The sequence below is a fragment of the Desulfovectis peckii genome (genome assembly GCF_055391705.1).
Window position 1 is genome coordinate 502,007 of sequence record NZ_AP042409.1, and the last position, 12,337, is coordinate 514,343.

9 protein-coding genes are annotated in these 12,337 nt (G+C 43.4%); all 9 read left to right on the top strand.

Translation table 11 applies throughout. From position 1 onward, the window contains the following. Positions 1-85: 85 nt before the first annotated feature. The 9 genes from ACZ5NG_RS02555 (at position 86) to ACZ5NG_RS02595 (ending at position 12,333) form a co-directional block, all read left to right on the top strand. The gene (locus ACZ5NG_RS02555; protein WP_464252431.1) at positions 86-2,101 is read left to right on the top strand and encodes a sigma-54-dependent Fis family transcriptional regulator; all 2,016 of its coding nucleotides are present in this window, start codon (positions 86-88) and stop codon (positions 2,099-2,101) included. Between the two features lie 325 nt (positions 2,102-2,426). After that, positions 2,427-3,452 carry a molybdopterin-binding protein gene (locus ACZ5NG_RS02560; protein WP_464252432.1) on the top strand — a complete coding sequence of 342 codons (1,026 nt, stop codon included), beginning with the start codon at positions 2,427-2,429 and terminating at the stop codon, positions 3,450-3,452. A gap of 51 nt (positions 3,453-3,503) precedes the next feature. Then, a complete protein-coding gene (locus tag ACZ5NG_RS02565; RefSeq protein ID WP_464252433.1) occupies positions 3,504-6,251 on the top strand; it encodes a molybdopterin-dependent aldehyde oxidoreductase in 2,748 nt (915 codons plus the stop codon). A gap of 157 nt (positions 6,252-6,408) precedes the next feature. Beyond that, positions 6,409-8,733 carry a pyridine nucleotide-disulfide oxidoreductase/dicluster-binding protein gene (locus ACZ5NG_RS02570; RefSeq protein WP_464252434.1) on the top strand — a complete coding sequence of 775 codons (2,325 nt, stop codon included), beginning with the start codon at positions 6,409-6,411 and terminating at the stop codon, positions 8,731-8,733. A gap of 18 nt (positions 8,734-8,751) precedes the next feature. Beyond that, positions 8,752-8,958 (top strand): DVU_1557 family redox protein, encoded by a 207-nt coding sequence (locus tag ACZ5NG_RS02575; protein ID WP_464252435.1) that lies wholly within the window; start codon positions 8,752-8,754, stop codon positions 8,956-8,958. A 15-nt stretch (positions 8,959-8,973) separates the two neighbouring features. Then, a complete protein-coding gene (gene trsM, locus ACZ5NG_RS02580) occupies positions 8,974-9,672 on the top strand; it encodes a DVU_1556 family methyltransferase (RefSeq protein ID WP_464252436.1) in 699 nt (232 codons plus the stop codon). Positions 9,673-9,713: 41 nt separating this feature from the next. Next, positions 9,714-10,145 carry a DVU_1555 family C-GCAxxG-C-C protein gene (locus ACZ5NG_RS02585; protein ID WP_464252437.1) on the top strand — a complete coding sequence of 144 codons (432 nt, stop codon included), beginning with the start codon at positions 9,714-9,716 and terminating at the stop codon, positions 10,143-10,145. Positions 10,146-10,162: 17 nt separating this feature from the next. Beyond that, a complete protein-coding gene (locus ACZ5NG_RS02590; protein WP_464252438.1) occupies positions 10,163-11,206 on the top strand; it encodes an XdhC family aldehyde oxidoreductase maturation factor in 1,044 nt (347 codons plus the stop codon). Further along, positions 11,203-12,333 (top strand): DVU_1551 family NTP transferase, encoded by a 1,131-nt coding sequence (locus tag ACZ5NG_RS02595; RefSeq protein WP_464252439.1) that lies wholly within the window; start codon positions 11,203-11,205, stop codon positions 12,331-12,333. Before ACZ5NG_RS02590 ends, ACZ5NG_RS02595 begins: the two co-directional genes overlap by 4 nt. Positions 12,334-12,337 lie beyond the last annotated feature (4 nt).

Below are 12,337 nucleotides of genomic sequence, written 5' to 3' on the forward strand. Positions count from 1 at the left end.
GTGACTGTTAATTTTCATCGGTTAATGATATAGTGTAATAAAAAGCTTTTCTTTTTGGTCGGATTTCGTGTACGGGGTGATTTTAATGAGTATGGTTTTATTAACTGAGCAGGATTATGTTTATACTCAATGGGAAAAATTTATCCGTACAGGTAGGGAAAATGGGGTAGAGGTTCGTCTTCCCATATTGGAATCATGGAAAAGGTGTTATTCTTTAGGAATCGACCCATTTAATCCCGAAATCCACCGCTCTCTAGATGAACAAACAATTAGGAAGGTAAGAAAAGAAAAAGAGAACCTTATTCAAATAGCCAGGCCGTTTATGGCCAATCTTTATAAATTCGTTAGAGGTACCGGTTTTGTTGTTGTTTTAACAGATGAAAAGGGGAATATTATCGAGCTCTTTGCTGATAAACATTCAATGCAAAAGCCCTTAACCAGAAATTTCTTTATCGGATCAAATTGGAGTGAAGAAGAAGCAGGTACCAATGCGATTGGCACTGCGTTGGTAATGAGGAAACATGTCCAAGTATCCGGCCCGGAGCATTATTGTCAGAAGCATCATTGTTTAACCTGTTCCGCTGCCCCGATTTTTGACAACCGAGGAAATCTTACAGCCATTCTTGATATTTCAGGTCCTTCCTATGCCTCTCACTTACATACACTGGGCATGGTAGTGGCGGCAGCAGAGGCTATTATGGCTCAGCTTAGGATTCAACAGAAAAATAATGAATTAGCTTTGGTAAATAAAAGATTGACTAACTTCTTTAAAACCGTTTCCGACGGTGTGATTATTGTCAGTAAAGACGGAAAAGTGACAGAAGTAAATCCGGCGGCCCGGGTTCTTTTAGGCCGGAGTGAAAAAAATATTATCGGAGCGCCGGTCAGTGAGTTGTTTGAATTCAGATCATCTTTTTTAAAAGGTAAGAAGTTTTCTATATATGAACAGTTTTCCGATGTGGATATTATGGTGGAAAACAAAGAGGGGGTCAGTTATTACCTGGCTTCTTCAGAACCTGTCATCAATGAACAGGGAGAAGTAACCGGTGGAATAATTATTATTCGGCCCATTAATCAAGTACAAAATCTGGTAAACAGATTGAGTGGACATAGTGCAAGCTTGGAATTTAAAGATATTATCAGCCAGAGTCCTGAAATTCTGAAAATTATTCGTTTAGCCAAACTCACCGCTGTCAGCAGCTCCAGCGTTTTATTGCAAGGAGAAAGCGGTACAGGTAAGGAGGTTTTTGCCCAAGCTATCCATAACGGCAGCTTCCGAAGCAACGGGCCCTTTGTAGCCGTCAACTGTGCAGCCATCCCCCGGGAGTTAATTGGCAGTGAACTGTTCGGCTATGAAGAAGGAGCATTTACCGGTGCCAAAAAAGGTGGCAAACCGGGGAAATTTGAATTAGCCAACGGAGGCACTTTATTTCTGGATGAAATCGGGGATATGCCCCTTGAACAACAAACAGCTTTACTTAGAGTTATACAAGAAAAAAAAGTAGCCCGGATCGGTAGTACCAGGATGATTCCGGTGAATGTGCGTTTAATCTGTGCCACTAATAAAGACTTGCGGCAAGAAGTGGAAAAAGGCACTTTTCGCAAAGATTTATTTTATAGATTAAATGTAATCACTATTACCATTCCACCGCTACGGCGGCGTAAGGAAGATGTGCCCCTTCTTTTTCAACATTTTTTAGATAAGTTGTCTTCTGACTGGAATTGTACCTTTCAGGTGGAGCCGGGGGTAATAGAATGTTTAATGAATTATAATTGGCCGGGTAATGTGCGGGAATTACAAAACGTGGTAGAGCGGGTTGCCCATTTTGCCCATTTTGCCGAAAACGGAGTCATCACCGTAAAAAATCTACCCCCGGAATTGCGGGAGGCTGCCCAAGCCGATTCGAAAAGTAGAGAAACCTACTCTTCTTCACTAAACAGCCGGGAAGAGAGGAAAAAACAGGCAATGGAAAGGGAAAAACAACAAATCCTGGCTCTATTGGATAAACACGGCGGAAACATCAGTAAAGTGGCCAGGGAAATGGGGGTTTCCCGGAAAACAATTTATAATAAAATGCGTCTTTATTCAATAAAAAACTAATATAAGAATTTGCTAAGTGTTACCTAAGTGTGAAAAAAGTGTTACCTATTTTATTCAAGGTAACACTTTTTTCACATAATGTCACAGGTGGCCTTCTTTTTAAAATCTAAGGAAATAATGATAAAACCTTAAACCAACTTGCTTTTCACGAAGAAAGTTGGTTTTTCTTTTTGCTGGCATAAATTTTGCGTATACAAACATAGTGAGTTTATCAAATTTTCGAAATTTAATCATGTGATTAAATTTTGAAAAAAGAAACACAGTGATTCTGTAATTGGCAGAGTAAGCAAAACACTGGGTTTTTACTAAGGGGGGATGCCGATAGATGAAAACGATACCTGTAATTGATGCGGTAGGAATGGTATTGTGCCATGACATAACGGAGATTGTTCCTGGCAAAGTGAAAGGCAGGGCCTTTAAAAAAGGTCATATCGTTCAACAGGAAGATATACCTAAATTACTTAATCTGGGGAAAGAACACCTCTATGTCTGGGAAATAAATGAAAACACCCTTCATGAAAACGATGCGGCAATCAGGATTGCCCAGGCAATAACCGGCCCGGGAATAACCCTAACAGAACCTAAAGAAGGAAAAGTGGAATTAAAGGCTGATCTGAACGGCTTATTAAAAATTAATACCCAGGCCTTAGAAGATATTAATTTTATTAATGAAATCGTAGTAGCATCCATCCATTCTAACCAAGTAGTTAAAAAAGGCAGGACTTTGGCCGGATGCCGGGTGGTCCCTTTAGTGATAGATAAAGGGAAAATTGAAAAAGTGGAGCAAATCGCAGGCCTAAACTACCCGGTTTTTGAAGTAAAACCCTTAAAATCCTTGAAAGCGGGAATCGTTACCACAGGCAGTGAAGTTTATCACGGTAGAATTAAAGACCGGTTTGGTCCTGTTATTCGGCGAAAGCTGGAAGAATTAGGCAACCAGGTTATCAGGCAGATTTATGCTAATGATGATATTTCCATGATTTCCAATGCAATAAAAGAACTGATTGAAGAAGGTGCGGAAATAGTTCTTATTACCGGGGGCATGTCAGTAGACCCTGATGATGTCAGCCCGGCCGGCATCCGAGCTGCCGGCGGGGAAGTGGTAGTATACGGCGCACCTGTTCTTCCGGGGTCCATGTTTATGCTGGCGTATATAGATGATATTCCCATCTTAGGTTTGCCCGGGTGTGTAATGTACCATCGGACAACAGTTTTTGATCTTGTGCTTCCTCGGATTTTAGCCGGAGAGAAGATCACCCGTAAGGATATCATCAGTTTAGCCCATGGCGGTTTATGTAATGTCTGTGATACTTGCACTTATCCTCACTGTTACTTTGGTAAGGGTAGTTAATACCGGGGCCTTTGGCCTTAATATAATAAATTAAACAAAGGAGTTGAAAGAATGCTGACAAAAAAGGTATTAAACATCAACGGTATCCCCAGAACCTTGCTTGTAGACCCTGAAGCCAGCCTAGCCAGCGTATTGCGGGAACAGCTGTTGCTCACCGGCTGTAAAGTAGGCTGTAATCAAGGTCAATGCGGAACTTGTTCCATCATCATGGACGGCGAAGTAGTACGCTCTTGTATCGTGAAGATGAAAAGAGTCCGCGATGAGGCTAATATTACCACCATTGAAGGGCTGGCTACCCCTGACAACCTTCATCCGTTACAGGTTGCTTGGATAGCTTACGGCTGTGCTCAATGTGGTTTCTGCAGTCCTGGATTTATCCTGTCGGCTAAAGTGCTTTTGGACAAAAACCCCAACCCCACACGGGAGGAAGTTCGTGCCTGGTTCAAGAAGAACCGCAATGCCTGCCGTTGCACCGGCTATAAGCCAATAGTGGACGCTGTAATGGCTGCCGCCAAGGTCATTCGGGGCGAAATGCGGAAAGAGGATCTGCTTTTCAAACCTGTGGGCAACAAAATTTATGGAACAACCTATCATCGTCCTTCCGCTATCCAAAAGGTTACCGGTACCTGGGACTACGGTGCCGATGTCAATTTGCAAATGCCGCCCGGCACACTGCGCTTAGCTTTGGTACAAGCGGAAGTATCCCATGCAATTATCAAAAACATTGATACTTCAGAAGCTGAAAAAATGCCCGGTGTTTATAAGGTAATTACCCATAAAGATGTTATAGGCAGAAACCGCATCTGTGGCTTAGTTACTTTCCCCACTAACAAAGGTGACGGTTGGGACCGGCCAATCCTTTGTGATGAAAAAGTATTCCAATACGGAGACGCCATTGCCATAGTTGCCGCTGATACTGAAGAACATGCACGGGCTGCGGCTAAAAAAGTTAAAGTTGATTTAGAGGTACTACCGGCATATATGAGTGCTCCTGCTGCTATGGCACCTGATGCCATCGAAATTCACCCCGGTACTCCTAATGTTTATTTTGAAATGGGCATTAAAAAAGGAGAAGAGACCAAGCCTTATTTTGAGCGGGAAGATGCGGTAACAATAGAAGTAAATACTTATTGCAGCCGGCAGCCTCACCTGCCCCTGGAACCGGACTGCGGTTGTGCCTATATTGATGAAGAAGGCCGTCTGACCATTCACTCTAAGAGTATCGGCATACATTTGCACCATGCCATGATTTGTGAGGGAATCGGTGTAGAGCCGGAAAAATTACGTTTGGTGCAAAACCCCACCGGAGGTACTTTTGGTTACAAATTCAGTCCCACCATCGAGGCATTACTGGGAGTAGCATGCTTGGCCACAGGCAGACCGGTTACTCTGGCCTTTGATATGTATCAAAATATTACCTATACAGGTAAACGTTCTCCGGGATTTGTTAAATGCAGACTGGCAGCCGATAAGGACGGAAAACTGTTGGCCATGGAAACCGACTGGACTATCGACCATGGTCCCTATTCAGAATTCGGCGATCTGCTCACTATGCGTTTAGCCCAGTTCATCGGTGCCGGTTACGATATCCCCAATATCCGTGGTCAAGGCCGTACCGTTTGCACTAACCATGCTTGGGGTTCCGCATTCCGCGGTTATGGTTCACCACAATCTTTCCTGGCTTCGGAAATTGCCATGGACGTATTGGCTGAAAAATTAGGCATGGATCCCTTTGATCTTCGTTATAAGAATATTTATCGTCCGGGAGCTACTACTCCTACCCAACAGGTTCCGGAAGTATTTTGCTTGGAGGAAATGTTTGATAAATTACGTCCTCATTATGAAGAAGCCAAGAAACGTTGCAAAGAATTATCAACTCCTGAAAAGAAACGTGGTGTAGGATTAGCCCTGGGTATTTACGGCTGCGGCTTAGACGGTCCTGATACTTCAGAAGCTTGGGTAGAGTTGACTAAAGAAGGAGTAACTGTTGGCGCATCCTGGGGAGAACACGGTCAAGGTGCAGATATAGGTGCCCTGACCATGGCCCATGAAACCTTACGGCCCCTGGGGATTAAACCTGAGCAAATTAAACTGGTCATGAATGATATGGCCTATACTCCTAACAGCGGTCCCGCCGGAGGCAGCCGTTCCAATGTAATGGTGGGTAATGCTATCCGGGTAGCCTGTGAAATGTTGCTTAACGCTATGCGTAAACCCGACGGCACCTACCGCACCTATGAAGAAATGGTTGCTGATAAAGTTCCGTTGCGTTATGACGGCAAATGGGTAGCTTCCGTATGTACTCCTTGTGATCCTGAAACCGCCAAGGGAGAACCTTTCTCCAACTATGTCTATGAATTATTTATGCCCGAAGTAGAAGTAGACATGAAGACCGGCAAAGTTAAAGTGGTTAAATATACAACTGTGGTGGATTGCGGTGTAATTACCAACAAAACTGCCGTTGACGGGCAGATCTACGGCGGCTTGGCTCAAGGTATCGGTTTAGCTCTCAAAGAAGATTTTGAAGACTTGAAGGTACACACCAACTTAGTAAAATGCGGTCTCCCCTACATCGATGACATTCCCGATGACATTGAGATCATTTATGTTGAAACTCCTCGTCCCACAGGACCTCACGGATCTTCCGGTGTAGGCGAAGGCCCCCTGACTGCCGGTCATGCGGCTATCCTCAATGCCATCTATAATGCTTGTGGCGTAAGGATTTACGATGTTCCCGCTTTACCGGAAAAAGTCAAAGCCGGTTTAGAAGCTTTAGCCGCTAAAAAGGAAGATAAATAAACTGAATACACTTCTCAAGCTTTAACTTTGAGAAATATAGTTTATCGGTTTCTTTAATAAAAATGGGGGACACTCCTGTAGAAAGAATTATATAAGTTTTGCAGGCGTGTTCCCTTTTTTCCACATAGTAATAACTTATATAGCGGGGGGTAGAAACATGGATCAAAAGAAAATGCGGGAATTGGAAGCGAGATGTACTCAAGATGAACCGCCCGGCTGTACCACAAATTGTCCGGTCCATGTTGACGGTCGTGGACTAATCGAGGCCTTTCAGAATAAAGACTTTACAAAAGCTTATCAAATTTTTCAGCAAGGGGTGCCTTTTCCGCGAATCATCAGCCGAATTTGCGATTCTCCTTGCAGGGAGGGCTGCAAAAGGAAAGAAATTGATGAGCCGATTAATATTAATGCTTTAGAAAGATTCCTAGTGGATAATATTGAATCGCCGCCTGTTAAAAACCTTCCGATAAGAGCCAAAACCGAAAGAATAGCAGTAATCGGCGGCGGTTTAAGCGGACTGACGGTGGCTTATGAGCTGGCGAAAAAGGGCTTTAATATCGTGATTTTTGAAGCAACTGAGGCTTTAGGCGGAAGTATACGGGATATCCCTGAAAAGGAATTGCCTCGGCAGGCTATAGAAGATGATTTTGCTCCAATTAAAAATAATTCCTTAATCGATATTAGATTAAATACCCTGGTGGGCAACCATAAAGATGCGGATATAACCTTTGATAACATCTGTAATGAGTTTGATTTAGTTTATCTGGGAATAGGAGGGAGAGAAATTGCCTCTTTAGAGCTGGGGCTGGAAATTGACAGTAACGGTAATTTAAAGATTGACCCGATTACTTTGGCCACCAGCCATCCTAAAGTTTTCGCCGGCGGCAGTTTATACTTGGGTAATGACGATAAATTACCTATTAATTCCATATATCAAGGTAAAAAGGCTTCTATCTCCATTGACAGATTATTGCAGAAATCTTCCCTTACTTCCAATCGGGAGAAGGAAGGGCCTTATCCTACCGCCCTGTACACCAGTTTAAAAGGGGTAAAAGTGGAAGCTCAAATACCCATGAGTGATCCCGGTAAAGGCTATTCAATGGAGGAAGCCCTGCAAGAGGCTAACCGATGTCTATTGTGTGAATGTTTAGAGTGTGTGAAAGTCTGTGAGTTCTTAGCCAATTACCGCTCCTATCCCAAGCGGTATGTGCGCGAAATTTATAATAACTTATCCATTGTTATGGGCATCCACTTTGCCAATAAAATGATAAATTCTTGCAGTTTATGTGGCTTATGTGAAGAAGTTTGTCCTAACAATTTAAATATGGGACAAATTATTCATGAAGCCCGGAAGCAAATGGTACGCAAGGGGAAAATGCCTCCCTCGGCCCATGATTTTGCTTTGCGGGATATGGAATTTAGTACCGGGGAAAAATTTATTCTTAATAGACATCAACCGGGGTTTAGCACCAGCAAAGCGGTGTTTTTCCCGGGATGTCAGCTTAGCGGTTCCGCTCCTCAACATGTAAGCAGTATTTACCGCTATCTATGCGAAAAAATCAGTGACGGTGTAGGCCTTAGCCTGGGTTGCTGCGGTGCGCCTGCCCTTTGGTCCGGAAGGGAAGAATTATTTAAAGAAAACCTGAAAACCCTTGAGGAAAATTGGCTTGAATTAGGAAAGCCAAAAGTTATTACCGGGTGTCCCACCTGCTACAGAGTTTTCAAAGAATGGCTGCCTCAAGTAGAGGTGGAAACCATTTGGACCCTTTTAGATGAGCTGGGGCTTCCGGAGACGGATGTCCCGAGGACGGCACCGAAACGGCTGGCGATCCATGACGCTTGTACTACTCGGCAGGAAGTGGAGTTGCACAACAGCGTCCGTAATATTTTACGTAAACTGGGCCATACAATAGTAGAGCTGGAAAATAGTTGTCAGACTACCGGCTGTTGTGGTTATGGCGGCTTAATGATGTTTGCCAACAGGGACCTGGCTAAGCAGGTGGTAGACCGGCGCCTTCAGGAAGCGGAAGAAGACTATCTGGCTTACTGTGCCATGTGCCGGGATAATTTTGTCAAACAGGGAAAAAGGACCTATCATCTTTTAGACTTAATTTTCGGTATAGACAGTGAAGACCAAAAGGCACCGGATTTTTCCCAACGGCGGGAAAACAGAGCCAGATGCAAACAAAAATTATTGAAGGAGATTTGGGGCGAGAAAATGGCAGAGGAAACCAGTAAAATTAAACTTATTATTACCGACCGGGTTCGTGAACTTTTGGAAGACAGGATGATTTTGCTGGATGATATTAGACAGGTTATCGAATATGCAGAATCAACCGGAAACCGGCTGAAAAACCTGGAAACCGGCCGTTACATTGCTTACCATAAACCGGCTGCCGTGACATACTGGGTAGAATATACCCCTCAAGAAGACGGTTTTGTGATTCATAATGCCTATAGTCACAGATTGGAAATCAGTTAATAGTGGGGCGGGATGAAAATGTATAAAGTGATTGAACAAAAACTACCAATAATTTGTGATAAATGTAATGTTGAGTTAACTCTGGGCATGGTAACATTGTCTTACTTGGGAAGCAGTTTTCCTGTGGAATTACCAAAATGTCCCAAATGCGGATTGGTCTATATCCCTGAAGATCTGGCCCTGGGGAAAATGGATCAGGTAGAAAAGGCCCTGGAAGATAAATGATTCGGGGTGAATTAAGTGAGCGTAAAACTTATTGACGGAGTTTTGCATCCCGGAGGCCTGGAGCTAACTAAGAGACTGGTTGATTACTGTTCTTTTGCACCAAGTGAAAAAATACTTGATTTAGGTTGTGGTATAGGAACAACGGTGGAATATTTAACGGATGTATATGGCTTAGACGTGATCGGTGTTGATTTATCCCGGGAATCAATTGAGACAGGTAAAAAGCGTAATCCTCACTTGCAACTAATTGAAGGCTCAGGGGAAAAACTGCCTTTCAGGGACTGTTCCCTGAAAGGTGTTATAGCTGAATGTTCTTTATCGGTTATGCAGTATGCTGACGAAGTTTTAAAAGAAATCAACCGGGTCTTAGAAATGGAAGGGAAACTGGGTATAAATGACTTATACATCCGGGAAAGGAAGGAAAAAAATTCACCGGCTTGCAACTCCCAAAAAGCCAATTGTCTTACAGGTGCCCTGGAATATTCCCAGTTAGTCCGGGTGTTAGAGAATAACGGCTTTCAAATAATCCGTTGGGAAGATCATTCCCCACGTTTAAAAGAGTTTGTCGCCCGGTACATAATGGAATACGGCTCTTTAAAGGATTTTTTCCAATGTAGGCAGGAAGTAAAAGGACAGGCTTTGGGAGGAAAAACCCACAATAAAATGGGCTACTTTCTGCTGGTGGCCAAAAAGATAAAGAACATTAAAAGCTAGAGGAATCTATGGGTGAATTCCTGAGGAGGTAAGGTACATCCATGATGAATGACAATTTTTTTAAAATGATAGAAATGACCCAGCAAGGCTTTTATTGCAGCCAGATTTTAATAAAATTGGGTCTGGAAAAACAAGGCAAGGAAAATGAAGATTTGGTCCGGGCTATGGCCGGTTTGGCAGGGGGCTTGGGTTTTACCGGGAAAACCTGTGGCACCCTTACCGGCGGTGTTTGTCTTCTGGCTTTATTTGCAGGTAAGGGTACCCCGGAAGAAAGGGAAGACCCGCGGCTTAACCTGATGATCAATGAATTAGTCCAATGGTTTGAAGAGGAGTTCGGCAGTTTATACGGCGGAATTGATTGCCGGAACATCCTGCAGGAAGATGAACGTAATCGCTTGCAACGGTGTCCCCAAATAGTTGATCGGACCTATGGAAAGGTCATGGAATTATTGGATGCTAATGGCGTTACATAAATTATGGAGGGATAGTTTTGGAAACAATCTGGCAGGAAATGGTAAATACCTTAAGTAAAGGTGAAAGTTTAGTAACAGCCACTGTTTTTAATACCGCCGGTTCAGCCCCCCGTACCGCCGGTGCTAAAATGCTGTTAAAAGGAGACGGCTCTATAGTGGGAACTATCGGCGGCGGCAGATTGGAAGGGGAGGTCAGAGAGTTAGCCGGGAAAGTTTTCAAAACTAAAAAACCTTATATTAAGGCTTTTCAGTTAACCGGGGCTGATGCGGCTGAGATGGACATGATTTGCGGCGGTAAAGGTGAAGTCCTACTGGATTATATTGACGGAGAAGATAAATTAAATCTGGAAATTTATCAAGGTATTTTAGATGTGTTTTTGAGAAAAGAAAAAGCCTGGTTAATTACTGCCGTAAGTAAAAGGAACAATGAATACCGACAACAGTGTTTAGTTAAAAAGGACGGTACACTTTTGGGCTCCTTGGACTGTGATCCTGATTTTCTGGAAAAGCTCATTAAAGGTCCGGCAAAAATCACCATCCATTCTCAAGTTTGGGAAGACCGGCGTTTATTGATTGAACCTATCCGGAATACGGGGACGGTGTTTATTTTTGGTGCGGGTCATGTGGCACAACAAATAGCTCCTTTAGCGGAAAGGGTAGGCTTTAAAACCGTAGTTTTAGATGACCGGAAAGAATATGCCAATAAGGAACGCTTCCCTGAATCGGAAGTAATTCTCCTGTCTTCATTTTCCGAACCTTTGCCCCCCTTGGATATTGATGAAGATAGTTATTTGGTGATAGTAACCCGGGGTCATCTCCATGATAAGACTGTCTTGGAACAGGTATTGCCTAAAGATGTGGCCTATATTGGCATGATCGGAAGTAAAAGAAAACGGAATATGATTTATCAGGCCTTAAAAGAGGAAAAGGGCTTTACCGATGAAGATTTTAAAAGGGTCTATTCACCTATCGGAATAGATATACTGGCTGAAACCCCTGAAGAAATTGCGGTAAGTGTGGTGGCAGAGCTGATTAAAGTTAGGGCGGAAAGAGAACAATGACCCGGGGGAAAATAGTTGCCCTGATTTTAGCGGCTGGATATTCCTCCCGGATGGGAGACTTCAAACCCCTGTTGTCTTTAGAGGGGAAGCCGGTTATTGCCAGATCCGTTTCTTCTTTGCGAGAGGCCGGAATTACAGATATCCGAGTGGTAGTGGGATTCAGAGGCAGGGAATTAAAACAGCTTTTGGATAAACTGGAAGTAAAATCAATATTTAATGAAAACTTTGACCGGGGCATGTTTTCCTCCGTTCTGGCGGGGGTGAGAACCTTTACCCCTAATGTGGAGGGTTTTCTCTTATTACCGGGGGATATACCTTTAGTAAAAAGTGATACTATTAAAAAGCTTTTGGAGATTAATGAGGCCAGTGCCTGTAGTGTGATCTATCCCTGTTATTTCGGACTAAAGGGTCACCCTCCTTTAATCGGCAAAAAATGTTTCCCCCGGATTTTAGCGCAAGATTTTTCAGGAAACTTACGTTCTGTTTTAAAGGAATTTGAACAGGATGCCTGTATGGTTGAGACCTTTGATTACGGTATCTTGCCGGATATGGACACTCCCGGAGACTACCGGAAAATTACGGAGATTGCCCGGAGGAATCTCCCTACTGTTGAAGAGTGTTTTGAGATGTTTGAAGTTTATCAAGTCCCGGAAAGAGTAATCAATCATGGCTGGGCTGTGGCTCAGGCGGCGGTGAAAATTGCCAAAGGGCTTAATGCTACAAGGAAGCTTTCTTTAGACCTGGAGGTAATTGCCCTGGGCAGCCTCCTGCATGACATAGGCAAAGGCCGGCCTGATCATGCCCGGGCGGGAGCGGCCCTTTTAGAAAAGGCGGGTTATCCTGAGCTGGCAGAAGTTGTCGGAAATCATATGGATTTGGAACTATATGAAGATGATCCTAATCCGGTAATCAATGAGGTCAGGCTTGTATTTCTGGTGGACAAGCTGGTTCGGGAAACAAAGCCGGTTACCATTGAGGAGCGATTTGCCAAAGCTTTTAAAAAATACGCCAACGAACCGGAAGTTCTGAAAAAGGTTAAAAAAAGAATGAGGAATGCTTTGTGGCTGAAAGAAAAAGTCGAGTCCCTATTAGGCATCGATGATTTATATTCTTTTATAAAGGGGTAATTGT